This is a genomic window from Streptomyces poriferorum, assembly GCF_019399235.1.
GTDB classification, from domain to species: Bacteria; Actinomycetota; Actinomycetes; order Streptomycetales; family Streptomycetaceae; genus Streptomyces; species Streptomyces poriferorum.
On record NZ_JAELVH010000014.1, the window covers coordinates 1 to 25,335 of the forward strand.

Below are 25,335 nucleotides of genomic sequence, written 5' to 3' on the forward strand. Positions count from 1 at the left end.
CGCCGCATGTAGTGGCAGTGGATCGAGCAGTCCGCAGGTGTGATCAATGATGTGCCCACGAGCGCCTGGGGCCATGAGCTCGAGAACCTGTTCCTCCGGGCCGGAGCCTGCTTCGCCAGGGTTGAACCCCGGCGCCGGATGCGCGACTACGTACGAGGACTGCTGGGTCCGGTAGGTCGCAAGAACGGCTGGCAACTCGCCGAGTATGCCGGCCATGCCACCCCGGACGGGCTGCAGCACCTCCTGTCTCGCAGTCGCTGGGACGCCGACCGCCTCCGCGACGACCTGCAGTCTTATGCGGCAGAACAACTCGGTTCATCAGAAGGCGTGTTGATCATCGACGACACCGGCTTCATCAAGAAAGGCACCACCTCAGCCGGGGTGCAACGGCAATACTCCGGAACGGCAGGCCGCACCGAAAACTGCCAGATCGGTGTCTTCGCCGCCTACGCCACCAACCGCGGTCACGCCCTGGTCGACCGCGAGCTCTACCTGCCCAAGTCCTGGACCGAGGACCGCGAACGCTGCCGAGCGGCCCAGGTCCCCGACCAGCGCGGCTTCGCCACCAAGAACGACCTCGCCCGCTCCATGATCCTGCGAGCCATGCGCTCCCCGCTGGTCTTTTCCTGGGTCACCGCGGACTCTGCTTACGGCCAGGACTCCCGCTTCCGCCGTTTCCTGGAGGACGCCGGCCTGTCCTACGTCATGGCGGTGCCCAAGTCGCAGCAGGTCCACGGCCCGCGCATCGACTACCTCATCGGCCATGCCCCGCCCGAAGCATGGCAACGCCTGTCCTGCGGAGACGGCGCCAAAGGACCGCGGCTTTACGACTGGGCGGCAGCCCGGCTGCCAGCCGTCTGGGAATTCGACGGCGACGAGCCCACGCGGCAACGCTGGATGCTCGCCCGCCGCAGCATCACCCGCCCCGAAGAGATCGCCTACTACCTGGCCAGTGCCCCGTTGGACGCCACCGTTGCCGACCTGGCCCGCATCGCGGGCTGCCGCTGGAAGATCGAAGAATGCTTTCAGAGCGCGAAGAACGAGTGCGGCCTGGACCAGTACGAAGTCCGCCGCTACGTCGGCTGGTACCGGCACATCACTCTCGTCATGCTTGCGCACACCTTCCTCGCGGCGATGGCCGTCCAGGCACACGAAAAGGGGGTGACAAGACCGACACACCCGACCTCGTGGACCTCACCCCGGCCGAAATCCGCCGTCTGCTGGCAGTTGAACCCCACCGCCGTCCTGCACAACGCGATCACGCAGTGAAGTGGTCGCACTGGAGACGCCGCCACCAAGCACGCGCCCGACACTGCCACTACATGCGGCGCGGTCACACGTTCGCGGGACGGTCCGCCAAGACCGCCCCGCACCCCAACCCACCCCGCTACAATCCCCACACCCAAGCCGCTGACCAGCGCTAATGGAGAACTACGGCTGGAGTACTAGGGCGTGTATCGAAAGTGGATCAAGGACGTGCGGATATCGGTGGCCTGGTCTCGGTCGGCCTGCCATACTCGCGCAGCGTGACCACTGACCAGATAGCTCGCCTGACCTTGACCACCGCAGAGCATGACCCTGAGCTGAACAACCGACTGACCGAGGAACTGATCGCCTTCAACGCGGCTCCCACTGGTGCAGCCGATCGTGGCTCTTTTTCGGTCAAGGTCACCGATGAGGCCGGCGAACTGGCTGGCGGCCTGGCTGCTTGGACCTGGGGCGGTCTGTGCGGCATCGATATGCTCTGGGTGCGTGAGGACAGCCGCAAGGATGGTTGGGGCAGCAAGATACTGCTGGCGGCAGAGGCCGAGGCTGAACAACGCGGCTGCGACCGTGTGGCCGTCTCCTCCTTCACCTTCCAGGCCGCTGGTTTCTATCAGCGGCATGGCTACGTCGAGACGGGCCGGACTCTGGGCATTCCCGGCGACCACGCGGACGTGCACATGTACAAGTCGCTTGCATCAGGGTGCACGCCCTCGGAGCAGTCGTGAACCCCTGGCTCACAGCCACTCGTTGATGGCGGCGATCGGGACGGTGGCCTCGTAGCGGACAGCGAGCTTGTCGTACCTCGTCGCCACGGACCGATGCCGTTTGAGGCGATTGATCCCACATTCAACCGCGTGGCGTTCACGGTAGTCGGCTGGGTCGAAGTGCGGCGGGCGGCCACCGCGGGAGCCAAGCTTCCTGCGGTTGCGTGCCTGATCGGCTCTGTGCGGGATGGTGCAGCGGATACCTCGTCTACGCAGGTAGGCGCGGTTCTTGCGGGAGGCGTACGCCTTGTCGGCGCGCACCCGATCCGGGCGGCTGCGCGGTCGGCCCGCACCGACGCGGGGCTCGAACTTTACCCAGCACCGCCTCGAACTGCGGTGCGTCACCACGCTGCCCGGCTGTCACCACGATCGACAGCGGCTTCTGGCCCTGCTCGACAGCCAAGTGCAACTTGGTGGTGAACCCGCCGCGCGAGCGCCCCAGTCCATGGTCACGGGGCTCCGCGAAGACACCATCAGGTGGTTCCTTTTGCAGGCATAGCCGGGCGACCTCCTCGTAGCTCTGTCCCGAGAACAGGCACATCGCCATCACGAAGTAGACCACCAGCCGGGCAGGCAGCAGCCGATTCCGCTGCTGTACCCGGCCCGTCTCCGTCAGTACCTCGTCCACAAGCTCCGCAGGAAACGCCTGCGTCAGCACCCCGACCGCGACCCGGTCTGACAGACGCTCACCAGATGACTTCAGCTGACCCGCTCTTGGCATACCACCAACAACGAACAGAATGCACCTAAGTTACCGGTATTGAGGCTAGGCGGCGCCCGTTGCGCGGCCAGCTCCTCCATGGCAGTCCACGCGACACCCCGTCGCCCGGATGGTCTCGAGCAAGTCGACGCTGGCGCTATTAGGGGGAGACACCCCACAGCGTGTTCGTGTCCAGGATGATCAAAATGGGCGGCTCTGTCCCGGGCTGCGCGCAACAGGCGGGACGAGCCTACCAGGCCCGGAGCGGCCCCGTCAGCGAATTCCGTTCACACTGCCTCTTCGACGACGGACCTCGTACGCACTCGGCCGCCAACGGCGTGAGGCTCCTAACCGTGGAGTCGCTGCGTACTACGGGGAGCCATGATGTGCCAGAGTTCCGGTGCCGAACCGACGTAGGGCCGTGACGCTCATTTGACGCTCCGGGCGCCTGGCGGCTCTCATTCGGGCCCCCAAGACCATCTCTGACCTGCTGTTTTCCTGCCTGCGTCCAGGCTGACATCTTTCCGATGACGCATCACGTGGAGTGCGTGGCGATTCTGGAGCCCGCCGCAAAGGGGCTCTGACCTGGCTGGCGCGAGCCACCCGGCCGCCCGGCGCCGCCACCGGTCACCATGCACCGCGTCCGAGGAATTGCCGACGGGGAAGCGAGCGCTGGATGCCGACGGGGCACCACTCGTTCCACGAGGTGATAGGTGGCGCCCCGTTGGCGCTCGGTGGCGTTCCCGGTCACGACCCCGCACTGGACTACCAGGGCAACTGGCCGGTACCGGCACGTCCCTCCCCGCTACCGAGCACGAGCTGCGTGACCACGTCGCCCGGGACGGGCTCTTCTCCGACGAGTACGCCCGGGCCCCGCTCGACACCCGATGACAGGGCCGGCGGACCCGCCTTGGAGCCCCTGCCTGCTACTGCACCCGGCTGAGGCGGGAGAAGAGCCCCCTGTGCGCCCAGCCCGTGCGGCGTAGTCCTGTCCAGACGCAGCCGGCCGCCATACAGACAGCGAGTGCCGTCGCACCGACCGCGGACGGTAGCGCGGCCATCAGGGCGACGCCCACCAACACGACGACGAACCCGTCGAACTGCCAGGCAACGAAACGCAGTCCGGAGAGGTCGCCGAACGGCGTGATGACGGGAAGGAGCAGTTCCAGCGGAAGATCCAGTTTCATCTCACGCAGGAACCTGGCGCCCAGCGCCATGACCACCGACCCGGTGACAAGAATGGCCGTGTCCCGCAGATGCCCGCTGTGGTGGTCCCACCGGACGACGACGGAGAAGCCGCCCCCCAGGAAAGCACCGATCGTCACCGCGACGACGGGCCAGGCCAACGTGCGGGCAAGGGTTCCACCCCACCGTTCGCCGTACAGCGGAGCCAGGGTCAGCTCATCTCGCAGTCCGCGCCACGTCTCGCCCACCCACCCCGATCCCAGGTACACACACAGCGCTCCCAGCGCCCACAGCCACGACGCCGGCCCGTCCCCCCGTCCGCCTGCCCCGTGCGTCAGCACGGAGGAGCCGATCAGAAGGAGTGCCGCGCCCGCGCCCGCGCGCCCGGGTGTCCGCAGTGCTCGGACCGCACCCTGCGGCAGATATCCGCGAAGACGCCCGTCCGGACGGATCAGGGCCGAGGTGAGACCGGACGGCTCCGGCCGGTACAGATCCAGCGCGTGATGGAGTGTCCCGGTCCAGGCGTATGTCTGGGCCTGGGAGGCGCGGGCCGACTCGCGGGCGAGCCGGGCGAGGTCGACGGTGCGGATCGCCCGGAGGGCCGCCCGCCCCAGGACCGCCGCGGTGGCCGCCAGCACTCCGGCGAGGAGCCACAGCCCCGTCCCGCTGTCCGGAGCCACTCGGCTCACCCCGCCGACCACAACCGCCGTGCCGCCGAGGGCGGAAGCCAGCAGGAGATTGTCGCGCAACGGCCGTACCTGGCCCCAGAGCCACGCGAACGCCGCGAGGGCGCTGAGCCCCACCCCGGACGTGAGGACCTGTACCGCGGAATCGAGGTGATCGAAGAGGTCGGTCGCGAGGTACGCCGCCACGCAGGCCGAGAGCAGTCCGGTCGCACCGACGTACGTCAGTCTGCGCCGGGCGATCGTGCCGAGGTAGCGCGTCGGGGAGATGTCCGTGGACATGAACACGTGCAGCAGGAACGGCTGGACCACCACCGGCCCCCAGAACCGCCCGGCGATCTGGGCCGTCCAGCACACAGCCACCGCGAGCGCGCAGACCCAGGGCGCCGCCTCCGTGAGAGACCCTACGGAGACCGATGCGGGCGAGGTGCTCCGGGCGTGGAACACCGGCACCAGGTAGAACGCGGCGAACAGGGCGACGAGGTAGAGGGTGTACGCGTGCCCACGCACCGTGCCGCGGTCACCGCGTCGGGCGTAACGCTGCCGCACGGCCCGGACGCGGGCCGCGGGGGCGGACTCGGGTGCCGCGAGAGTGTCCACCGTCATCCGAGCTCCACGCGGCCGTCACGCACCTCCACCAGGGCGGGCTCATGAGTGGCGACCAGAAAGGCCGTGCCCTCCTCGGCCCGCTCCGTGAGCAAGGCCGCCACCAGTTCGACGCGGTCGCTGTCGAGGTGTCGCTCGGGCTCGTCGAGCAGCACCACGTCAGCGGGGCGCACCAACGTCATCGCGATGCCGAAGAGTTGCAACTGGCCCGAAGAGACCTGATGGGGAAACCGCTCGCCCAGCGGGGACAGTCCCAGTCGCTCGATGATTTCTTCGGCGGCTTCGGCGGTTGTCGCGCTGTTGCCGTACCAGGAGGCGGCCACCAGGGTCACCTGCTCGCGCAGTGTCATGTCACGGGCGAACGGGATCGCGTCGACCAAGGAAGCCACGAGGCGCCGGTGCTGCGGCTTGGCCATGTCGGCGGGTTCGCCCCGCACCGAGCACGAACCGGCCGTGAGACTCCGGCTGCCCAGGAAGGCCCGCAGGAGCGTCGTCTTCCCCGACCCGTTGCCGCCGGTGAGGCACCAGACCTCGCCCGGCAGCACCGCGAACGAGGTCGGCTCCAGCAGGGTGACGTCGCCCATGGTGACCGTGGCACCCTCGGCAGCGAGGATGGGAACAGCGGTCACTTCGCCTCCAGAACCACAAGCATCTCCCGTGAGCGTGCAGTGTATGGGTCACCCGCGTACGATCCGTCGACGGCCGTCACCTCCAAGCCGGCGATCCGTGCCAGGAGCCGGATCTCCGGCAGTGACGCCCAGGTGGCCATCTCGTGGAACGAGGTGAGGGTCGAGGCGCCCTGGACCATGAAGATGCTCATGATGGCCTGGGTTGCCCGGTCGGCGTTCTGAGTGATCGTCACCATCCGGTCACGGCCCAGGGGGTAGGTGACGGTGTGGGCGGTCCCGTCCGCACGGAGGTACTCGACGGGGTCGGTGCAGTCGAGGAAGGCGGCACCTCCCGGCTTGAGGTGCCGCCCGATGGCACGGAGCAGCTCGATCTTCTCGTCGTGGCTCTGTGCCAGGAAGAACGTGTTCTTGGACATGGTGACGACGTCGAAAGCGGAATCGAGCTGAAGGTCCCGGAAATCCGCTTCGACCGTGTCGACCTTGCGCTCGCCACGCCTGCTCTCCAGCAGGTCCAGCGAGGGACGTGAGGCGTCGACGGCCACGACCTGCGCACCGGCGTCGGCGAGCGCGAAGGACGAGACACCGGTTCCGGCGCCCAGGTCCAGAACGGTCCGCCCGGCCAACGGGCGGTGCGACGACACCCATGCCGCGAGTCCGGCTCCCGGGGAGAGCATCGACGAGATCAGGTTGTAGGCGTCAATGGCCGCCGCGTCGTAAACGGTCGGTTCACTCATGGAAAGAGCCTTTCTTCACCATCTCATTGGCAACGACGATGGCGCCGGGCAGATTGAATCCCACCTCGGCAGCCGCGCGATTGCTGGCGCGCACACCGGTCACCCGTGGTGCGAATTCGACATTCGGACGGAGCCGCAGAGTCCTCAGGTTGCTCTCCACGATCTCGTTGGATCCGGGGATCGTGTCGGCGATCACGATGGGGCGGTCCGTCACCTGCAGCATCATCAGAGCGGGCGAATCCGCCCGTCCCTGGGCCAGGCGCATAAGAGTGTCCAGGGTCGCCGGGAACACGATGAAGCACTCGGCGGCGCCACTCTGCCCGGAATTGACCTCGGGCGGCAGGCTCGGATCGTCCCATGAATCCGCCCACACCTGGCCGTTGGCCAGATGCCGCAATGCCCGGACCGTCACGAACTGCGTGGCGGACCGGGATACGGAGACATTCACGACCACGTCGGGATTCATCTGACGCAGCCAGTGAATCCACCAGGGCACCAGTGCGGCACTGATGGATCCCGTCACATGAAGATGCAACTCGGCACCCTCGAACTGCTCGACGTTCATCCAGCGGTTTCCTTGTGTTCGGACGCGGAGTCGAGCGGGATCCACTCGGATGTGAGAATGGGTTTCATGCGACTTTCCGGCGGTGCGCTGGGGAAGACGTTCATGAGGAGGAACTGCAGAGCCTGCGCATCGTCCGCCGCCGATGCCCGGCTGGCCGAGAACACCAACTGGTACGGCACGCTCTGCGTGGCCCACGAGAAGCCTGCTTGGTTCATGCTCATCACGGAGAGCTGCTGCATGGCGTCGAACAGGGCCTTGGGGCCCCGGCTCGCGGGATTCCAGATGACCTGCGTCCACCCGTGCGGGACCTTCGGGGTCACGTCGCGCCAAGGGCTCGGCTGAGCGTCGCCCGCCCTGGCGTCGCGCACCAGCAGGTGGACGTTCTGCACACCCGGGTTCGGGGCGAAGAATCGCCAACCCGGGATGGGCCAGCCCCCGGTGAACTGGCGTAGATCCTGGTTGTAGGAGTCGGGGGTGTTCTGCAGAACGGTCGAGACCAGGTGCGCTGCGACCGCCCCTGCGGCCAGCACGCCCGCCGCACCACGAATCCGGTTACTCAGCATGTATGAACCTTCGGATGGCGCCTTCGACCTTCGCGGCGTGATTTCTGTAGCCGATGATCGACCTGTGTGCGGATCCTGGGACGACCTCGATGCCGGCCCCGATCTTCTTGGCGAACGTCTGCTGCTGCTCGGCGTTCTCGCCCGACGAGACCACCAGGACCGCCGGCACCGCACCCAGGCTGTCCAGGGCGCCCTCGGTGCTCACCTTCGCGTACTCGCTGATCGAGTTGACGATGTTCCGCGGCGCGAACACGAACTGCACGTGGCAGTACTGGGTGTCGGGCGTGTAGCCCGCCTGGCGCTCCACCCCGTTCGGCGCCCACACGTAGATGCCGGTCACGGCGGCGAAGAGCGAGTGAACCTGGACCTGGATGAACTTGCCGAACCTCCGCCGATCGGAGCGGTCCGCGTCGAGCAGCTCCGGGTCGGTGCCGTCGACGACGACGAGCTTGCCGATCCGGTGGGCGAAACGGGGATCCTGGACGTAGGAGGCGGCGCTCAGGGAGCCGATCGAGTGGGTCACCACCACGATCTCGCCCTTCGCCCCGACTTCTCCGAGGATGGCGTCGAGGATGTCGCCGCTGGAGGCGCGGGACTTCGTGAGGCCGTAACCAGCCCGGTGGTAACGGACGACCGTGTGGTCCTGGGCCAGGCTCTCCGCCACCCACTCCCACGATTCGAGGGACTGGCCGAGCCCGCACTCCATCACTACGACGGGCTTGTTCTGGTCCGGCCCTTCCGGTGGATGGTTCACGACGTACTCGATGGCACCGATCTCGCCGTCGAGCCGCGTGACGCCCTTGGGACCGAGCCGGCGCTGTTTGGCGACCTTCCGCTTCTCGCGGGCTATCAGCGCACTGGCGAGGGCCACGCCGCCGGCTGTCCCCAGCACGGCCTTCTCGAACGTTCGCGACTGGCCCCGGGTGTCCAGCACATGACCGACCGCTCCGTGGGAACCGAAGAATCCCCAGACGAACCGCGGCAGCTCCATGGTGGCCGCGACACCGATGTGGAACGCCTTGACCGCGGAGAGCGCGTAGGAAGCCTGCCTGCGCGGCAACAGGTAGATCAGCGGGAACGACACCTCCCACACGATCGTGCCGACGGTCATCGCTCTGCAGAACCTCGGATAGCGTCGCAGGATCTGCGCGGCCGGCCCGCGGCCGTAGGCCTCGGTCTCCAAGACCTCGGGCAGCGCGTAACCCTGGACCCAACTGCTGCCGAAAGCCTTGGAGATTCCCGAGACCGCGTAGCTGAGCGCCGCCTGGAAGTTCACCGCGCGCAGGAAGAAGTCGTCGGACACCTCCTGGTCGGGTATCAGCGCGGTGAGCGCGCGGTACTGCGTGATGACCGCCGTCATCTGGTCGGCGCCGTCCCGACCGTACGGAGTGCGGACCTCGCTCAGCCGGTTGCACGCGCCGATGACCGCTGACGCCACGATCTGGACCTTGCGGTTGCCGCGCCCCAACGCCAGCCCGGTCGACGCCGCGAGCGTCAGCCCGGCGAGCACCTTGGGCGTACGTGGGTGGTCGAGCGCGCTGCCGAGGCGGTGCCGCAGGCTACCAGGAGGATAGTTCTGAGCCGACACGCCTCGGAGATATCCGTCGTCGTCGAAAACGTGCTTGAGGCTCAGGGTCTCCGCGGAAGCGAGAATTTGCCCGATCGCGATCGGCAATAAGACGCGATCGGCAGCCCTTTGGGCAGCGGTCGCGCTCGCAGCGCGCCGCATCCCCCGTCGAAATCTCACGAAGCTCTTCAACTTTCCGTTGCGAACTCGAACGTTCCTGCGCGCAAGTTGGACGCGCGTGCCGGAGGAGCGGCCACAGGGCCGGCTCCTCCGACACACGAGTCAGCCCACTATCAGCAAATGAGGCAGATGGTGCTTCCCTGGATGACGAACTGGGCCACGACGGGGGTGGCCATCGCGGGGGTCTCGGGGTCCGAGTGGAAACCCGGAACCGCACCGACGAGAGCACTGTTGGCGAAGTCCTGGGTCGCCATCGACTCCGGCAGTGCCGCTGCGGCCTTCTCCTGCGTTGCAATCGAATCGAGTCGCATTTCGCTGTCCTTCCTCGAAACCTATGCTGAGCGAACAGGACGTGGCGATCCCAACTTGCCCATCCCCCGTCGCCAGCTCTGATTTGAACGCGCTATGCACAACGTTGGCCACCTGATTTATGCAATCCCGCAAGCTGGTGATCAACATTGCGCACCCAGCGTAAAAGGGCGGTCAAGGAACCGTCAACACCGCACCTGTCCCACGCGTATCAGGGTTACAAGCCGCAAGTCATCCCCAAAGAAGACAAGTTGCCGTCCGGATTCTCTGCGGACGGGCTCGCTGAACGACGCACCGACGACCTGCGCACCGCCGCAACCGGAACGGGAAGCGGAACCATAAGCGGAACCGGCACCGGGCACCCCCTCCCGCGCCGACACTGCCAAGGGAAGCGCTCACTTCTTTTCGGCAACTCCATCGGCGTGAGGCTCCGTACCGGTGGGGGACGTACCCCCGGGGAGCCATGACGTGCGAGAGTTTCAATGCCGAACCGACGTAGGGCCGTGACGCCCTGGGCACCCGGCGGCACTCATCCTGCACCTCAAAGCGCCTCTGAGCTGCTGCTTTCCTGCCTGCGTCCAGGCGCACATCTTTCCGATGGCGCACCATGCGGAGTGCGTGGCTATTCTTGAGCCTGCCACAAAGGGCCTCTGACCTGCTGTTTTTCTGATTCCCCAGGCTGCGGGCGGGACATTCCGACATTTTTCCGCAGGTCCATCTGGTGAAGCAGGGCGCACGCTCCCGCTGCCTGTCCGACCTGTGACTTCGTATAACGGAATGCAGGTTGACTCGACATCTGCGGGCCGGGCACGGAAACGTCTTGACGCTCGTTCAACGCTGGTTCTGACGGCGCGTTATGCATCGTCCCGGGTCAGACGGCGCGGCTCAATCGGTGTGTCGGGCAGCAGCGCGCTTCCAGCGATGCACACCGTGCGGGCGGCGGCCGCTCAAGTGCGGCGGGATCGTGCACGCCAAGCTGTGCCGGCACCAGGAGCATCCGAGGGGCGGTCCTGGGAACGCGGCATCCCTGCCAAGTTCTCCATCAGGTGCAGCACAGGCGTCCCTTCCGGACTGCGGGCGGCGACGGCCGCCCCGGCGTCGCCGCCCGCAATCTGTCACCTGCCCGTTCCGCTCCTGAGGCCACCGCCGCTCCCTGTACCAATGGCGACGGCGAAGCGCTGCGACTCCGGCTGCGGAGCACCGGAGTCCTGATCGGGACTTTGCAGGCGGCCGCACCCGGCTGGATGCCCGCCGGCGCGGTGACAGCACATGCTCTTCGGCAGGTTCGCGGTGCCGGCGTCGGCAAAGCGTGGCAGCCCGGCCTGGGGCGGCGGGGGGCGTGTGCCCTCATCGGCGGTAGAGGTCGACTATCTCGCTGGCCGGTGCAGGAAAATCTATGATGTCCGGAGTAGACATTGGGTTGCGGCGTGGCTATGGTTTCTCTCGTAGCCGAGATCGAGCAAGGCCCGGCAGAGATGAACTGCCAGGCAGTAGGACCGCAGTTGCAGTGCGTAGGACGGTGCGGTGGTGGAGTTCCGAAGCCAGGGTTGTTGCAGGACGGCGACGGGGCTGACGGCCGGACCGGGTGGCCCGCAGTGGTCAGGGGCTGCCATGAGCTGGACCGCTGTAGCAGTTCGGAAGATGCAGTTCGCAGTACCCAGCAGTGCGGTATCGGTAGTTCCTCGGTAAAGGCGTCGACTGCGGACGCGCGTATCGGGAGGTTCGGTAGTGGGGTTCCAAGCCGGCGCAGATGCAGGACGGGCGACGGGGCTGGCTGCCGGAGCGTGGTGCTGTTTCGAGGCCACGAGCAGTTCGTAGGACCAGGAGCACGTAGTTCCTGCTCGGCAAGCAGTTGATCAAGAGGGAAGAACGGAGGAGTGCGCCATCGGGATCGCCCGGGTGGAATGACTGGGCCCGGGTACCGCAGGACATCGATAGTGAGGTGGTCTCCGGTCGAGCAACCGCGATCCCCGCACCCCGACTGCATCACGTCGGGACATGCGGAAATATGAGCCGGCGCAGCACTCCAGGCCGGCAGATGGTGTAGCAGTTCCTTCGGGGCCCTGGTGCCATGTGGCACCAGGGCCCCTCCACGCGTTCCACAGAGAGGTGCAAATGACAGCAGACGACTCGTTCGGCCGTCTCGATGACGACGACTACCCCGCTTACACCATGGGCCGGGCCGCTGAAATGCTCGGCACTACGCAGGGCTTCCTCCGCGCCATCGGCGAAGCTCGCCTGATCACCCCGCTCCGCTCCGCGGGCGGACATCGCCGCTACTCCCGCTATCAACTGCGTATCGCCGCGCGCGCCCGGGAACTCGTCGACCAGGGCACCCCCATCGAGGCCGCCTGCCGCATCGTCATCCTCGAGGACCAGCTCGAAGAGGCCCAGCGCATCAACGCCGAATACCGCCGGGCCGCCGGCCCGTCCGGTCTGCCCGAGTCCTGAGGCAGTGCGACCGCTCCTGCTGAAACATTGTGCTCCGGGTGGATTGATAACTACGGCCGCGAAGTGAGGGTTTGACGCATCGCGCCCCCAGTGTTTTTACGTCAATGAGCCGAATTGAATTGCGACTAACGCCGGTTACTAAGGCATGGTACTGTCGGCCTCCGTTGCAGTCTTGGTTCCCGAGCTTCAGGCGCCTCCAACGACCATTTTGGGCGTTGGAAGCGCTTCTGTATTTCCGGTCATTCCGGGAGGGGCATCATCTCGGCGACCCGGCATCCGTGCATTGCGGGTCCTGCGTACTGCCTCAGAGGAGATATGACATGGCGTCCGGCACTGTGAAGTGGTTCAACGCGGCAAAGGGATTCGGGTTCATCGAACAGGATGGTGGCGGTGCGGACGTGTTCGCCCACTTCTCGAACATCGCTGCCGAGGGATTCCGCGAGTTGCTCGAAGGTCAGAAGGTCACCTTCGACATCGCGCCGAGTCAGAAGGGCCCGACGGCCGAGAACATCGTTCCCGTCTGACTTCGGCGCGCGTTCCGCAGCGCCGGGACTCCAAGGGTGTCCGGACTCGCCTTGTGGGGTGTTCCCGTAGTGGATTCACGCGTGAGGAATCATCGCCGACAGGAATTGTCAAGCGGTGTTGGCTCTCCCGAGTGGCGTCTGGATCGAGCTATTTCTATTTCACGCTTTCATTCGTACCAGATTCACTGCGAGTCGGACATGCTCATGCATTTCATTCGACTCGTTCATGCGATCCCGGCACGACTCTTGCGCGATGGAATTGCTGAACGTGCCATATCGAGGAAGGTTCTGGATGAACCCCCTGCCCATGGATGATCACTCCTCCAGCAGTCGGCCCGACGGCCCCGCTTTCGGCTCGGGCGCCGATTCGGGGCGGGGTAGCGGCTTCGGCACGCTCGCCCCGAGGAGCGGGAATCCAGCAGGCACGGATATCCGCCGCAGGAACAACGTCACCGTCACCGGCCGAGAGGACGGGCCAGTACTCCTGCTGGTGCACGGGTTCGGCTGTGACCAGAACATGTGGCGTCTGGTGGCCCCCATGCTGGCTGAGAACTTCCGGGTGGTGCTCTTCGATTACGTGGGATCCGGCCGCTCGGACCTCTCCGCCTGGAGTGAGCAGCGCTACAGCTCACTGGACGGCTACGCCTTGGACGTGCTGGAGGTCTGCGAGGAGCTCGACCTGCGGGAAGTGACCTTCGTGGGGCATTCGGTCAGTGCCGTGGTCGGGGTTCTCGCAGCGGCCCGGGCGCCCCAGCGGTTCTCCCGGTTGGTGATGGTGGCCCCGTCGCCCCGCTACATTGACGAGGACGGGTACCGGGGCGGGTTCAGCGCGGACGACATCGACGAACTGCTGGAGTCGCTGGAGTCGAATTACCTGGGCTGGTCGGCGGCGATGGCCCCAGTGATCATGGGGAACGAGGACCGGCCGGAACTCGGCCAGGAGCTGGCTGCATCCTTCTGCGCGACCGACCCCGACATGGCCCGGGTCTTCGCCCGTACGACCTTCTTGTCGGACAGTCGTGAAGACCTGAAGACGGTGGCGGTGCCGACGCTGGTGCTGGAATGCACGCAGGACGTGATCGCCCCCCCGCGAGGTGGGTGCCTACGTCCACGCCGCGATTCCCGGCAGCCGGCTGGTCACGCTGGAGGCGACAGGGCACTGTCCCCAACTGAGTGCTCCGCAGGCCACAGCCGGGGCGATCACCGACTTCATAGAACCGACCCGATGATGTGCCGCACCGACCAGGACCAGGACCCGGAACGGGAGCAGGACAAGGGCACGGAGGCCACGGGGGTGGCCTTCACCGATCTGCTGGAGGACAGCGCGGAGGAGCTGTACGAGCAGGCTCCGTGCGGTTACCTGTCGACTCTGATGGACGGCACCATCGCGAAGATCAACACCACTCTGCTGGAGTGGCTGGGCCTGACCCGGCGCGAGGTGGCAGGCCGGATGCGGTTCACCGATCTGCTCACCGTGGGCGGCAGGCTTTACCACGAGACGCACTTCGCGCCGTTGTTGCAGATGAACGGCGAGGTCGGCGGCATCGCCCTGGATATCAAGACCGCCGACGGGCAACGGATGCCGGTGCTCGTCACCTCGAAGGTGAAGACCAGTCACGACGGCGAACCGATGCTCGTCCGCACCACGGTCTTCGACGCCCGCGACCGCCGCGCCTACGAGACCGAGCTGCTGCGCGCACGGCAGGCAGCCGAGGAAGCCCGCCGGCAGGCGGAGGCCGACCGAGAGCGGCTCCAGGAAGCTCTCGCGGTCCTCCAGCAGAGCCTGCTTCCCGCCGAACTGCCCACAGTGGCGGGCCTAGAGGCCGACGCCTACTACCACACCGCCTCTCCGGATCTACTCGGCGGGGACTTCTACGACCTGTTCCCCCTCGGCGCGAACCGATGGGCGTTCTTCCTCGGAGACGTGTGCGGCAAAGGGCCCCAGGCCGCCGCGGTCACTTCCCTGACCCGCTACACGCTCCGGGCGGCCGCTCTGCACGACCCGGACCCCGTGGCCGTGCTGACCACCCTGAACACCGTGCTGCACGAGCGGTACCGGAGCGGCGACACCCGTTACTGCACCGCCGTCTTCGGCGTCCTCCACCCAGGCACCGGCCACGTCAGCGTCCATCTGGCGTCCGGTGGCCATCCCTCCGCGCTGGTTCAACGCGCCGACAACACCGCGCACTACCTGCCCACCCCCGGCGGCATGCTCATCGGCGTCCTGCCCCAGGCGGAGTTCACACCCACCCACACCCGACTGTTCCCCGGCGACACCCTGTTGCTCTACACCGACGGCCTGACCGAAGCCCGTACCGGACCCGAGCGTGAGCTCTACGGTGACGAAGCCCTCCGCGCCTTCACCACCGCACAGCCGGCTGCGGGACCGAAGGCCCTGATCAGCGCCCTCTCCGGCCTGCTCGCCGGCTTCGGTGAGGGACTCGACGACGACACGGCGTTGCTCGCCCTCGGCGTACCCGCCCCGCGTAGCACTCCCGTGAGTCAAGACCTGACATGAGCCGACTGACGATCACTGCCCGAGACTCAGCAACCGGTCCCGTGCTGGAGATCGTTGGTGACCTCGACCACGCGACGGCACCCGAACTCCGCCGAGTCGTGGACAGTCTCCCCGGGATACGGGGCCGATTGCTGGTCCTGGAGCTGGCCGGCCTGGAATTCTGCGACTCCAGCGGTATCACCGCGCTGCTGGCTGCACGCAACCTGGCTACGGAAAAGAGCGGCGACATAGCGCTGGCCGCCGTCCCTGCGAACACCGCCCGGATCCTGCGCATCATCGGCCTGGACCGGGTCTTCACCCTCCACCCCGACCTGTCGACAGCCACCGCCCCGACTCCACAGGGCGCTGATCACCGGAATCGCGTCACCAGGGACTGAATCCTGCCTGGAAGGAGGGGGATCCTCTCCGCTCGGCTCGTCCAGCGCGGCGGGACCCGGCGCCTGCGGATCCCTTGCCTCGGAGTCGTCCTGCGACGGGTCCCCGCCGCGGTGGCTGCTCAGTGGTCGGAATAGCTGAAGTCGCCCACGGTCCAGGCGCTGACGTCCTCGATCGCGACACGGTACATCCCGCCCGTCTCCGGGATCCCCACCGTGCCCTGCAGGATCCGGGCGACATGGAAGTGCAGATGTGTAGGCGCCCCGTCGTTCTTCGCGGGGGTCTTGAAGGCGGCGGAGAAATCGCTCAAGCGGTCCGAATCCTTGAGCACCTCCGACACCCTCAGTCTCCACACGGCTTCGGGAGCCAGCCGACCGGTGATGACAGCACCACCGGTGACCACGGTCAGGGACATCTGATTGCTCTGCCCGGATTCCACCAGGGCGGCGAGATCTACGAGCAACTCGTCAGGCTTCGACATGCCACAGATCATATTCACTGGCAGTCCAACCGCGTGAGCGGCCGGCACCGTCGGGGAAGACGGGCGCTCGCGGTCCCCGGGTTTCGGCGGCCTCGATGACGAGGCCGCCGCAACCCTCGTGGCCTCGCTGGACGGCGAGCGCGGCCCGTAGTCGTCTGCACGCCACGTGCCGGATGCGTCGGCCTCGGGCGGAGGAGCCGAGCGCATCACGTCAAGTGCGTGGCGATCCTGGAGCCGGTGAAGAAGGACGCCTGACCTGCGGGTTCGCGAGGCTGGTCGGTCGCTCGACCTGTTTCGCCAAGTGGAACGGGTCGAGCGGTGAGTCTGTCCCTCGGCCCCGGGGCGCTCCGGCAGCCGGCCGGCCGGGGAAGGCCTGATCGCGCGCCCCGGGCGTGCGCGGTTCTCCCGCAGGTCGCCGGGCCCTGTCGCCGGTGCGAGCATGGGACCGGGCGTCCGTGATCACTTGCGCGCCCGGCGGCGCCGGTTCACGCCTCCTGACCGGCCCCCTGACCGGGAGAGGAGCAGCCCCCGTGGCCGACCATCCGACGCAGAGGCCGGGCGGGGGGCCGGGCACGTCCGAGGACGTGGCGTTCGCGCGCCGGATGCGCAAGGACTTCCAGCGCATCGAGATGGAGTACGAGTTCGCCGTCGACGAGGTGCTGACCAAGGTGTCGATCCTGCGCAGGGAATTCCTCCACCTGCACCGGTACAACCCGATCGAGCACGTCGGCTCCCGGGTCAAGTCCACCGGGAGCATCCTGCGGAAAGTGGCACGCCTCAACATCGCCCCCACGCCTGAGGCGATCCGGGCCGGCATCCAGGACATCGCCGGAGTGCGCATCACGTGCAGCTTCATCGCCGACACCTACCAGGTCCTGGAGGCGCTCATCTCGCAGGACGATGTGCGCGTACTCCAGGTGAAGGACTACATCGCCGCCCCGAAGCCCAACGGGTACAAGAGTCTGCACGCGCTCATCGAGATTCCGGTGTTCCTCAGCACGGGCCCGGTCCCGGTGACCGTGGAGGTTCAGATCCGGACGATCGCCATGGACTTCTGGGCCAGCCTGGAGCACAAGATCTATTACAAGTACGAGGGCCAGGTGCCGCCCGGCCTCGTCGCCAGCCTGACCGAGGCCGCGCACCTCGCGGAGCAGCTCGACCACCGTATGGAGGAACTGCACACGGAGGTGCGCGGGGGCGAGCGCACGGAGGACGCCGCGCCGGACATGGAGGAGCAGTTGCTGATGCGGCTGTGGGACAGCGCCCGCTCGGGCGACGCGCCCGAGGGGCCGCAGGCGGGCTGACATCCGCCGGCGCGAAGTGTGCCTGACATCCGTTCCGTGCATGCCCCCCGGACGACTGCCCCGTCGGTTCCGGTCAGCCCGGGCCGAAGGAGAGCCAGGTCCCCATAAGCCCCTGCTGCCCCGCCCCGGGGACGGACCAGTCGCAGACGCCGTACGGGAAGATCACCTTCAGCGCGCTCAACTGCGCTTCGGTCACCGGCACTTCGTAGTCCTCGGGGGTCACGGGCCGCTTGCGGCACTTCACGATGTCGTTGGCCACATCGGCCCCGGCGACCATCCGGGGCGAGGTCCACACCGGGTAGAGCGTGTTGCACGCCGTATTGCCGATGCCCTCGACCTGCGGCTCCTCGATCTTCTGCGCGCCGATGCCACGCGTCCAGCAGGCGTCCGTGAGCCCTGTCGGCCGATTCCGGGCGATCTTGTCGATGGGGGCACCGGCCCCCGCGTCCCCCTTGATGGCGGTCAGCCACCGGTCCATGTCGGACACCATCCCGGCGAGCGTGAACCCGTGGCCGCTGGAGCGGGTCAGCATGACCTGGTTGGCGTGGGTGCCGTTGGCCTTGTCCAGCCGCGCCCGGGTGGAGAACGAGTGGAAACGCATGTGCATGTCACCGGTCGCCGCGTCGTCCACGTAGTCGCGGTAGTCGATGATCGGCACGTTCGCGAGTCCGCCACCGCCGTTGAGCAGCCGGCCCGTGCGATAGGCGAGCCGCGTCGCCACGAGATCGGCGGCGGTGCGCGAAGCGACGGGCTGGGCGTCGGCGTCGAGTCCGCCGATACGCCTGTTCAGGTCGACGAACCGGTCCATGTCGATGGTTCCGTCGTTCAGGGCCTGGAGCCCGTACTGGATCCCCGTGTTGTCCAGGGGCCGGCGAGCCTTCCCGGTCTCCGGGTCCGTGCCGTACACGTTCACGGTGTGGCTGTAGACGTCGCAGCGCGCACCGCCCGGGTTGGTCGCGGGGTCGTAACGCCGGTCCGCGGGCAGCTGGGCCGGGCAGTACACCGTCGGGTCGATCCGTCCGGCCGCCCTGGCCAGGCTGCCGATGCTCTCCCACTTCCCGAACCCGGAGACCGCCCGCTGCTGCTCCTGGGTGAAGGCGCCGGGCGCGACCTGAGTGAAGTAGTGGTTCAGGAGCTGTGCGTCGCTGAGCGTCTGGATCGTTCCGAAGCCCACGTCGGGGAAGCTGCAGCCGGAGAGGATGCCGTCGAGCAGCCCCGGGTAGTTGTCGGCGATCTGATGGGTCTGGTACGAGCCGCCGGAGCAGCCGTTGCCGATGGTGAAGGCCGGTTCGCCGTACGTCTCCACGAAGTGTTCCTTGACCATGCTCATGGTCTCGGCGGCCAGGACGTCGTTGCAGTTGTTGCCGAACACGTTGAGGGAGGACGAGGCGACGCCGTACCCCTTGCTCAGATACGCGTCGTTCATGATGCCGACGGTGTTGCGGCCCTGGACGTACCAGCCGCCCGCACAGCCCCCGCCGAAGCCGTACACCAGGCGCCCGTTCCAGCCCGGACCGCGCTGCAGCGGGTCGGGGCCGGGGGACTGCGGATCGTGCAGTACGGCCGTCTCGTAGATGGCGCGGTTGATGGTGCCGGTCTCGACGCGGACGATGTACGGGACCTTCTCGCCGGTACTCGTCGTGGCGGTCGCGAGGTCGGCGGGGCGTACGGCCGGGTCGGGCAGGGGGACGTACTTGCCGGCCGTGGTGCGGTACATGTAGTCGACGCGGGTCCCGACCGAGCAGTCCTGGTCGAGCGGCGGCCCGAGGGTCACGCCGGTGATCGTCTTGAACTCGGCGGTGTCACAGACGAACGGCTGCTCGTGCGGTCCGGAGAAGACCGGGCCGGTGACCGGGTGGTTCTTCAGGGTCAGCTGCCCGGATTCGGTGCCCGGGGCGCTCGCCGTGAGGAGGTTGTCGCCCTGGGACAGGTCCTTGACCAGGCCGGTCAGGGCGTTGTCGCCCGAGGGCCGGAAGGCCGAGGTCACATCGCGGCCGCCCGCCTCGACCCGTACCGTGCCGGCCGGTGTCGACGCGGGTACCTCGACGCGTATCAGGGCGTCGTCGCCCGTCACCGTGCCGGGCCGTGACGACAGGGCCGTCACCTGGAGCTGTCCGCCTTCCAGGCTGCTGGCCGGCGTCGCTGTCGCGCCGACCAGTACGCCCATGATCGCCAGACCGGCAAGGCCCAGCCGGGCCGGTCTCCTCGTGGCTGCGGTGAACGACATGATGGAATTCGCCCTCACTTCCTGGAGTGGGATTGCGTACTCGCTGTCCGGACACGGCTGGTCACCAGTTGGTGAACGCCCCGTCCGCCGCGCGCAGATGAGGACGCTCGGCCGCAGTCGCCTGGTAGCGGCGTGCGGCCTCCCGGTCGATGTCGACGCCGATACCCGGGAGTTCGTTCATCTCCACCCGACCCGGAACGATCGTCGGCCGTGCGATGAACAGCGCGGCGATCTCCGGATCCGGATCGGTCTGATGCTCCTGGATCGCCACGTTCGGGCACGCCAGATTGAGCTGGAGCGACGAGGCGGCGGTCACCGGCCCGAGCGGGTTGTGGGTGGCCAGCTTGATGTGATGGGCCTCCGCCATCGCCGCGATCTTCTTCGCCTCGGTCAGGCCCGCGGCCACCCCGATGTCCACCCGCGCGTAGTCGATCAGGTCGTCCTCGATCAGCGTCCTGAACTCCCATTTGGAGCCGTACTGTTCGCCTGCCGCCAGCGGAACGCCGGTGCGCGCCCGCAGCATCCGATAGCTGTCCGGGTTCTCGCAGCGCAACGGGTCCTCGACGAAGTACGGGCGTGCCGCCTCGATCTCCCGGCACAGCGTCAGCGCCTCCGGCGGATCCAGACGCGTGTGGACATCGAGGATCAGCTCCACCTCGTGGCCGACCGTGTCCCGCACCTGGTGGAAGAGTTCCACCGAGTCCCGCAGGCAACGGCGGGCATCGAGGGTGTCGTCCGCGTCGTGCGGCGCGGCGAACCGCAGATGGCGCCAGCCCTCGGCGGTCAACTCGCGGCAGCGGTCCAGGAACCACTCGCGGTCGTGGTAGCCGTCACCGACATGCACGTAGGCCGGTACGTGATCGCGTACCCGGCCGCCGAGAAGCTCATGGACCGGTACGCCGAGCGCCTTGCCGCGGATGTCCCACAGGGCTACGTCGACCGCCGCGATGGCCGCACCGAGGAAGCGGTCGGCGGGAAAGAAGCCCCGCCGGAACATCACCTGCCACAGATGCTCGATCCGCCGCGGATCCTCGCCGACGATCAGCTCCGCGAGATGCTCCAGGCCTCCCGCGACCGCCCGCTGCCGCGATCTGATGCCGACCTCGCCCAGACCGTGGATGCCCTCGTCGGTGTCGACCACCACCAGCATCATGCTGTCGCCGTGGTCGGGGAGAGTCAGCACTTCCAGGCCGGTGATCTTCATTCCACTCCTCTATGAAAACGTTCCCGCAATGTCAGCATCATTCTCAAGGACGCATCATTGGGGGCAGTCGAGCTCCAGCGCAAGACCCCTGCAGTGAGCGGGATTTCGTCGATGAACAAGTCGTGCCGCACGTCTTGACACTTCCCGGGAACGTTCGCAAACATCAACCACGTTCGCAGGATCCAGATGATGAGGGGGCCGTCCGTGGCAGTCACGATCCGGGAGGTGGCGAGTGCCGCCGGTGTCTCCGTCTCGACGGTGTCCCGTGCGTTCACCGCACCCGACCAGGTGCAGCCGGCGACCCGGCAGCGCATCCTCGACGCCGCGGCCGAACTGGGCTACTCCCCGAATCCGGCGGCGCGTTCACTGCGCGGCGGCTCCACCGGAACCCTCGGCCTGATCGTCCCGGACATCGCCAACCCGTTCTTCCCGCCGATCATCAAGGCGATGCAGGCCCGTGCCCGCCGTCAGGGCTACACGGTCCTGGTCGCCGACAGCGACGAACGCGAGGCGGACGAACTGGCCGTCATCGCGGCCGTGTCCAAGCGGGTCGACGGCCTGATCCTGTGGGCCTCCACCCTCACCGAGGAGCGCCTCCACGAACTCGCGGGCCGGATGCCGCTGGTGGTGGTGAACCGCCACGTCCCGGGCATCCCCGAGGTCCGCATCTCACTCTCCGCCGGGATCGCCCAGGCCGCCGAGCTCCTGAAGGCGTACGGTCACCGGCGCTGCGTCTTCATCAACGCCTCCCGCGCCGAACTGAGCCGCGGCAAGTCCATCCAGGAGTCCTTCGAGGCGCTCGACCTCTCCCTGCACGAACTCGGCCCGTACGAGCCGAGGTTCGAGACGGGGGTGCACGCCGCCACCCTGGTCGCCGCCCACGAGGCCACCGCGGTGATCGCCCACAACGATCTGGTCGCCCTCGGCGTGCTGCACCAGATGGCCAACCTCGGCATGAGCGTGCCCCGCGACGTGAGCGTCATCGGCATCGACGACACCCTGCTCGCCTCCGTCTCCACCCCCGGCCTCACCACGATCAGGATCGACCCCGAGGAGATCGCCACCCGTGCGGGAGATCTCCTGATCGAGACGATCGCCGGCTCGGCGGGACGTGGCACAACGGGACTTGACGCCACGTCCCCCCTCGTCGAGATCGGCTCCCGCCTGATCCCCCGGGCTTCGACGGGCCCCGCGCCCACCCACTGATCCATAGCGAATAAGCACCGCACCGAGCTCACCCCTGCCCTTCTTGGAGCCGTCATGCCCAGAAACTTCCGCTATGCAGCCATATCCGGCTCCATAGCCCTGACCGCGACCCTTGCGGGCTGTTCCTCCCTGACCCCGACCAGCGCCGAAACCTCCGGCGATCTCGTCGTCCGGGTGCAGGGGATGCCCCCGGCCACCGACAAGCCGGGCCTCGCCCTCTTCAAGAAGCAGGTCGCCGACTTCGAGAAGGCCCACCCCGGCATCAAGGTCAAGGGCTCCACCACGGTCTTCGACCCGCTGACCTTCTCCGCCAAGCTCTCCGGCGGCAACGTCGAGGACGTCATCAAGGTGCCGCTGACCGAGCCGCAGCGCCTCATCCGGCAGAAGCAGGTCCAGCCGATCACCGGGCAGCTCAAGGAATGGGAGCACTTCAAGGAGTTCAACCCGCAGGTGCTCCAGCAGCTCACCGACGACGGCGGCGAGGTCTACGGCGTACCGCAGAACCCGTACGCCCAGGGCCTGGTCTACAACCGTGAGCTGTTCGAGCAGGCCGGCCTCGACCCCGACAAGCCGCCGGCCACCTGGGAGGAGGTCCGTTCCGCCGCCCAGCGGATCAGCGAGAAGACCGGCAAGGCCGGCTTCGTCCACGAGTCCAAGGACAACCAGGGCGGCTGGCAGCTGACCATGCTCTCGTACGCCTTCGGCGGCGAGCTGCAGAAGCAGGAGAACGGCAAGTACACGGCCACGCTCACGGGGGAGCCGACGAAGAAGGCGTTGCGGCTGCTGAAGGACATGCGCTGGAAGGACGACTCGCTCGGCAGGACGCTGCTGGTCAACCAGAACGATGTGATCAAGCAGTTCGCGGCCGGACAGGTCGGCATGTTCATGGGCAGCCCGGGGACGTACAGGCTGGCGAAGATGCAGTTCGGCATGGAGAACACCGACGCCTTCGGGGCCGCCCCGATGCCGCAGTCCGGTGGCGACGCGACCCTCACCGGCGGCGACATCTACATGGTCCCGAAGTCCGCCGACAAGAAGCACGCGGCAGCGGCCGTCGAGTGGCTGACCTTCGCCTACGCCAAGCCGCAGTACAGCACGGAGATCGCCGCCGCCCAGGCCAAGGCGCTCTCGGCCGACCCGAAGTCCGCAGTGGGCGTACCGACCCTGCCGGTCTTCGGCCAGAAGCGGCAGACCGAGATCAACGCCGCGATCAAGCCGTACGTGAACGTGAAGCTGGACCACTTCAAGCCGTACATCGGCGGGCTCGCGACGCTGGAGCTGAAGCCGGAGCCGCCGTACCAGGCGCAGAAGCTGTACACCGCGCTCGACCCGGTGGTCCAGGCCGTGCTCACCAAGCGCGACGCCGACATCGACTCCCTCCTCGCCGCAGCCGAGAAGGACGTCAATGCGCAGCTTGCCGCGGACCAGAAGTAGCCGGCCGATGACTCTGCTCACTCCCTCCCGGAGCCCCGCCGCAGTGTCCAAGGGGCCCGTGCCGAAGTCGCCGCCGATGCGGCGAAGGCGAGGCACCGGCGCCCGCAAACAGCTCACGGCCTGGCTGTTCCTCGTCCCCGCACTGCTCGTCTTCGGGCTCTTCGCCTGGTGGCCGATCGTGCGCAGCCTGCTCCTCAGCTTCCAGCGCACCAACCTCGTGGAGCCGGCCGTCTGGGTGGGCCTGGAGAACTTCCGTACGCTCTTCGACGATCCGCTGCTCGCCACCGCCGTCGGCAACACCCTCTTCTTCGTGGCACTCGGCCTGCTGATCGGCTTCCCGGCTCCACTGATCCTCGCCGCCGTCATGTCGACCGTGCGACGCGGCGCCGGCGTCTACCGCTTCCTCGTCTACCTGCCGGTCGTCATCCCGCCGGTCGTGGCGATCCTGCTCTGGAAATGGTTCTACGACCCCGGCAGCGGCCTCTTCAACAGCATCCTCGGCAGGATCGGCCTGGGCCCGTACCCCTGGCTGGAGTCCTCCGACAGCGCCATGCTGTCGCTCGTCCTGGAAGCCACCTGGGCCGGAATGGGCGGCGCCGTCCTCATCTACCTCGCCGCCATGGTCTCCATCCCCGGCGAACTCTACGAGGCCGCGGAGGTCGACGGCGCCGGCATCCGGCGCCGCGTCTGGCACGTCATGCTGCCCCAACTCCGTTCCGTCATCGGCCTCTTGCTTCTGGTGCAGCTGATCGGCACGGTCCAGGTCTTCACCGAGCCGTACGTCTTCACCGGCGGCGGCCCCGACAATGCCACCCTCACGATCCTGCTGTTGATCTTCCGTTACGCCTTCCAGGACGGTGAGTACGGCCAGGCCGCCGCGCTCTCCTTCCTGATGGTGCTCGCCCTCGCCCTGCTCTCCGCGGTGTATCTGCGGGCCACCCGCAGCTGGAGCACGTCATGACCACAGCACTCACCACGTTCGTCTCGACGAACGACCGGCAACGGCCCGGCGTCCGCGCCGCCGTGCGCTCCATCCAGGGGTTCACCCTGATCCTGCTGCTGCTCATCGGCATCGGACCGCTGTACTGGATGCTCAAGGGCGCGGTCTCCCCGCCCACCGAGCTCACCACCCAGCCGCTCGCCCTCTGGCCCGACCGCGCGGCCCTCGGCAACTTCGCCACCGCGTACACCGACCTCAGCGTCGGCCGCTATCTGATGAACACCTTCCTGGTGGTCGGCGGATCGTGGTTCGTGCAGCTCTTCGTCTCGGCCACGGCGGGCTTCGCGCTCTCCGTACTCAGGCCGAAGTTCGGCAAGGTCGTCTACGGGGCGATCCTGGCCACCATGTTCGTGCCGTACACGGTGAACATGGTCAGCCTCTTCATGACGGTGATCGACGTTCCGTTCCTGCACGTCAACCTGGGTGACACGTACTGGGCGATCTGGCTGCCGGCCGGCACGAACGCCTTCACGGTGCTCCTCGCCAAGCAGTTCTTCGACGCCCTGCCCAGCGAGCTGTTCGACGCGGCTCGGGTCGATGGGGCGAGCACCCGGCAGCTGCTCACCAAGATCGTGCTGCCGATGAGCAAGCCGGTCCTCGCCGTGATCAGCCTGCTCGCGGTGATGCATTCCTGGAAGGACTTCATCTGGCCGCTGATCGCCATCACCGACCCCGAGAAGCAGCCGATCAGTGTCGCGCTGGCGCAGCTCGCCACGCAGGCCCCGCAGGACCAGCTGATCGCCGCGATGGTGCTGGCCGTGGCCCCGCCGGTCCTTGTCTTCGTCGTCTGCCAGAAGTACATCGTCGCCGGGCTCGGTTTCACCGGCGTCAAGGGCTGATCCCCACCCACACCGGACCAA

At 67.4% G+C, this 25,335-nt stretch carries 21 protein-coding genes and 3 pseudogenes; 12 read left to right on the forward strand and 12 right to left on the reverse strand.

The features are described from left to right. Positions 1-51: 51 nt before the first annotated feature. A complete protein-coding gene (locus JGS39_RS04320) occupies positions 52-1,269 on the forward strand; it encodes an IS701 family transposase (RefSeq protein WP_306106310.1) in 1,218 nt (405 codons plus the stop codon). Between the two features lie 257 nt (positions 1,270-1,526). After that, positions 1,527-1,991 (forward strand): GNAT family N-acetyltransferase, encoded by a 465-nt coding sequence (locus tag JGS39_RS04325; protein ID WP_219567367.1) that lies wholly within the window; start codon positions 1,527-1,529, stop codon positions 1,989-1,991. A 9-nt stretch (positions 1,992-2,000) separates the two neighbouring features. Here the strand turns inward: JGS39_RS04325 and JGS39_RS42075 are convergent. The 9 genes and pseudogenes from JGS39_RS42075 to JGS39_RS04370 form a co-directional block, all read right to left on the reverse strand. Next, positions 2,001-2,523: pseudogene (locus tag JGS39_RS42075) on the reverse strand (IS5 family transposase); the annotation flags it as partial. A 54-nt stretch (positions 2,524-2,577) separates the two neighbouring features. Continuing rightward, a pseudogene (locus JGS39_RS42080) lies at positions 2,578-2,751 on the reverse strand (transposase domain-containing protein); the annotation flags it as partial. A gap of 905 nt (positions 2,752-3,656) precedes the next feature. Continuing rightward, on the reverse strand, positions 3,657-5,204 hold the full coding sequence (locus JGS39_RS04340; protein ID WP_219567368.1) for a hypothetical protein: 1,548 nt from the start codon (positions 5,202-5,204) through the stop codon (positions 3,657-3,659). Next, complete coding sequence (locus tag JGS39_RS04345) at positions 5,201-5,833, reverse strand: ABC transporter ATP-binding protein (protein ID WP_219567369.1); 633 nt, start codon at positions 5,831-5,833, stop codon at positions 5,201-5,203. Before JGS39_RS04345 ends, JGS39_RS04340 begins: the two co-directional genes overlap by 4 nt. Beyond that, positions 5,830-6,567 carry a class I SAM-dependent methyltransferase gene (locus tag JGS39_RS04350; RefSeq protein WP_219567370.1) on the reverse strand — a complete coding sequence of 246 codons (738 nt, stop codon included), beginning with the start codon at positions 6,565-6,567 and terminating at the stop codon, positions 5,830-5,832. The genes JGS39_RS04345 and JGS39_RS04350 overlap by 4 nt, the downstream gene beginning before the upstream one ends. Further along, the gene (locus JGS39_RS04355; RefSeq protein ID WP_219567371.1) at positions 6,560-7,132 is read right to left on the reverse strand and encodes a CypD family RiPP peptide-cysteine decarboxylase; all 573 of its coding nucleotides are present in this window, start codon (positions 7,130-7,132) and stop codon (positions 6,560-6,562) included. The genes JGS39_RS04350 and JGS39_RS04355 overlap by 8 nt, the downstream gene beginning before the upstream one ends. Beyond that, complete coding sequence (locus JGS39_RS04360) at positions 7,129-7,695, reverse strand: hypothetical protein (protein ID WP_219567372.1); 567 nt, start codon at positions 7,693-7,695, stop codon at positions 7,129-7,131. The genes JGS39_RS04355 and JGS39_RS04360 overlap by 4 nt, the downstream gene beginning before the upstream one ends. After that, entirely contained in the window at positions 7,685-9,283 is a 1,599-nt protein-coding gene (locus JGS39_RS04365; RefSeq protein ID WP_306072025.1) for an alpha/beta fold hydrolase, read from the reverse strand. Before JGS39_RS04365 ends, JGS39_RS04360 begins: the two co-directional genes overlap by 11 nt. Positions 9,284-9,555: 272 nt before the next feature. Beyond that, on the reverse strand, positions 9,556-9,753 hold the full coding sequence (locus JGS39_RS04370) for a cypemycin family RiPP (RefSeq protein WP_219567374.1): 198 nt from the start codon (positions 9,751-9,753) through the stop codon (positions 9,556-9,558). Positions 9,754-11,866: 2,113 nt separating this feature from the next. Between JGS39_RS04370 and JGS39_RS04375 the strand changes: the two genes are divergently transcribed. From JGS39_RS04375 to JGS39_RS04395, 5 genes and pseudogenes are all read left to right on the forward strand, one after another. Further along, a complete protein-coding gene (locus tag JGS39_RS04375; protein WP_219567375.1) occupies positions 11,867-12,202 on the forward strand; it encodes a MerR family transcriptional regulator in 336 nt (111 codons plus the stop codon). A 320-nt stretch (positions 12,203-12,522) separates the two neighbouring features. Continuing rightward, positions 12,523-12,726: a cold-shock protein gene (locus JGS39_RS04380; RefSeq protein WP_219567376.1), complete on the forward strand. Its 204-nt coding sequence runs from the start codon at positions 12,523-12,525 to the stop codon at positions 12,724-12,726. A 430-nt stretch (positions 12,727-13,156) separates the two neighbouring features. Then, a pseudogene (locus JGS39_RS04385) lies at positions 13,157-13,955 on the forward strand (alpha/beta fold hydrolase). Further along, positions 13,955-15,244 carry a PP2C family protein-serine/threonine phosphatase gene (locus JGS39_RS04390; RefSeq protein WP_219567408.1) on the forward strand — a complete coding sequence of 430 codons (1,290 nt, stop codon included), beginning with the start codon at positions 13,955-13,957 and terminating at the stop codon, positions 15,242-15,244. Before JGS39_RS04385 ends, JGS39_RS04390 begins: the two are co-directional and overlap by 1 nt. Continuing rightward, a complete protein-coding gene (locus JGS39_RS04395) occupies positions 15,241-15,621 on the forward strand; it encodes an STAS domain-containing protein (RefSeq protein ID WP_219567377.1) in 381 nt (126 codons plus the stop codon). The genes JGS39_RS04390 and JGS39_RS04395 overlap by 4 nt, the downstream gene beginning before the upstream one ends. A 119-nt stretch (positions 15,622-15,740) precedes the next feature. On the opposite strand, the gene JGS39_RS04400 is transcribed toward JGS39_RS04395, so the two are convergent. Next, on the reverse strand, positions 15,741-16,100 hold the full coding sequence (locus JGS39_RS04400; RefSeq protein WP_219567378.1) for a GvpU-like protein: 360 nt from the start codon (positions 16,098-16,100) through the stop codon (positions 15,741-15,743). Between the two features lie 530 nt (positions 16,101-16,630). On the opposite strand from JGS39_RS04400, the gene JGS39_RS04405 reads away from it, so the two are divergent. Beyond that, entirely contained in the window at positions 16,631-17,404 is a 774-nt protein-coding gene (locus tag JGS39_RS04405) for a GTP pyrophosphokinase (protein ID WP_306072028.1), read from the forward strand. A 73-nt stretch (positions 17,405-17,477) separates the two neighbouring features. Here the strand turns inward: JGS39_RS04405 and JGS39_RS04410 are convergent, their stop codons facing one another. Together JGS39_RS04410 and JGS39_RS04415 are read right to left on the reverse strand one after the other, a co-directional pair. Beyond that, a complete protein-coding gene (locus JGS39_RS04410; protein ID WP_236062890.1) occupies positions 17,478-19,631 on the reverse strand; it encodes a DUF6351 family protein in 2,154 nt (717 codons plus the stop codon). Between the two features lie 61 nt (positions 19,632-19,692). Further along, positions 19,693-20,835, reverse strand: coding sequence for a mandelate racemase/muconate lactonizing enzyme family protein (locus JGS39_RS04415; protein ID WP_219567379.1), 1,143 nt, complete (start codon positions 20,833-20,835; stop codon positions 19,693-19,695). Between the two features lie 204 nt (positions 20,836-21,039). Here JGS39_RS04415 and JGS39_RS04420 point away from each other — a divergent pair, with 204 nt between their 5' ends. From JGS39_RS04420 to JGS39_RS04435, 4 genes are read left to right on the forward strand one after another with little or no spacing between them, the layout of a single operon-like run. Further along, positions 21,040-22,041 carry a LacI family DNA-binding transcriptional regulator gene (locus tag JGS39_RS04420; RefSeq protein WP_306072031.1) on the forward strand — a complete coding sequence of 334 codons (1,002 nt, stop codon included), beginning with the start codon at positions 21,040-21,042 and terminating at the stop codon, positions 22,039-22,041. Between the two features lie 54 nt (positions 22,042-22,095). Next, entirely contained in the window at positions 22,096-23,475 is a 1,380-nt protein-coding gene (locus JGS39_RS04425; RefSeq protein WP_219567381.1) for an ABC transporter substrate-binding protein, read from the forward strand. A 7-nt stretch (positions 23,476-23,482) separates the two neighbouring features. Next, positions 23,483-24,436, forward strand: coding sequence for a carbohydrate ABC transporter permease (locus tag JGS39_RS04430; protein ID WP_219567382.1), 954 nt, complete (start codon positions 23,483-23,485; stop codon positions 24,434-24,436). Then, positions 24,433-25,314: a carbohydrate ABC transporter permease gene (locus tag JGS39_RS04435; RefSeq protein ID WP_219567383.1), complete on the forward strand. Its 882-nt coding sequence runs from the start codon at positions 24,433-24,435 to the stop codon at positions 25,312-25,314. The genes JGS39_RS04430 and JGS39_RS04435 overlap by 4 nt, the downstream gene beginning before the upstream one ends. The last annotated feature ends 21 nt before the right edge of the window (positions 25,315-25,335 follow it).

What these genes read in the sequence shown, in the direction of transcription:
- JGS39_RS04340 (WP_219567368.1), bottom strand. Translation starts at nt 5,204, where the DNA reads ATGACGGTGGACACTCTCGCGGCACCCGAGTCCGCCCCCGCGGCCCGC.
- JGS39_RS04350 (WP_219567370.1), bottom strand. Translation starts at nt 6,567, where the DNA reads ATGAGTGAACCGACCGTTTACGACGCGGCGGCCATTGACGCCTACAAC.
- JGS39_RS04355 (WP_219567371.1), bottom strand. Translation starts at nt 7,132, where the DNA reads ATGAACGTCGAGCAGTTCGAGGGTGCCGAGTTGCATCTTCATGTGACG.
- JGS39_RS04360 (WP_219567372.1), bottom strand. Translation starts at nt 7,695, where the DNA reads ATGCTGAGTAACCGGATTCGTGGTGCGGCGGGCGTGCTGGCCGCAGGG.
- JGS39_RS04370 (WP_219567374.1), bottom strand. Translation starts at nt 9,753, where the DNA reads ATGCGACTCGATTCGATTGCAACGCAGGAGAAGGCCGCAGCGGCACTG.
- JGS39_RS04375 (WP_219567375.1), top strand. Translation starts at nt 11,867, where the DNA reads ATGACAGCAGACGACTCGTTCGGCCGTCTCGATGACGACGACTACCCC.
- JGS39_RS04380 (WP_219567376.1), top strand. Translation starts at nt 12,523, where the DNA reads ATGGCGTCCGGCACTGTGAAGTGGTTCAACGCGGCAAAGGGATTCGGG.
- JGS39_RS04390 (WP_219567408.1), top strand. Translation starts at nt 13,955, where the DNA reads ATGTGCCGCACCGACCAGGACCAGGACCCGGAACGGGAGCAGGACAAG.
- JGS39_RS04395 (WP_219567377.1), top strand. Translation starts at nt 15,241, where the DNA reads ATGAGCCGACTGACGATCACTGCCCGAGACTCAGCAACCGGTCCCGTG.
- JGS39_RS04400 (WP_219567378.1), bottom strand. Translation starts at nt 16,100, where the DNA reads ATGTCGAAGCCTGACGAGTTGCTCGTAGATCTCGCCGCCCTGGTGGAA.
- JGS39_RS04410 (WP_236062890.1), bottom strand. Translation starts at nt 19,631, where the DNA reads ATGTCGTTCACCGCAGCCACGAGGAGACCGGCCCGGCTGGGCCTTGCC.
- JGS39_RS04415 (WP_219567379.1), bottom strand. Translation starts at nt 20,835, where the DNA reads ATGAAGATCACCGGCCTGGAAGTGCTGACTCTCCCCGACCACGGCGAC.
- JGS39_RS04425 (WP_219567381.1), top strand. Translation starts at nt 22,096, where the DNA reads ATGCCCAGAAACTTCCGCTATGCAGCCATATCCGGCTCCATAGCCCTG.
- JGS39_RS04430 (WP_219567382.1), top strand. Translation starts at nt 23,483, where the DNA reads ATGACTCTGCTCACTCCCTCCCGGAGCCCCGCCGCAGTGTCCAAGGGG.
- JGS39_RS04435 (WP_219567383.1), top strand. Translation starts at nt 24,433, where the DNA reads ATGACCACAGCACTCACCACGTTCGTCTCGACGAACGACCGGCAACGG.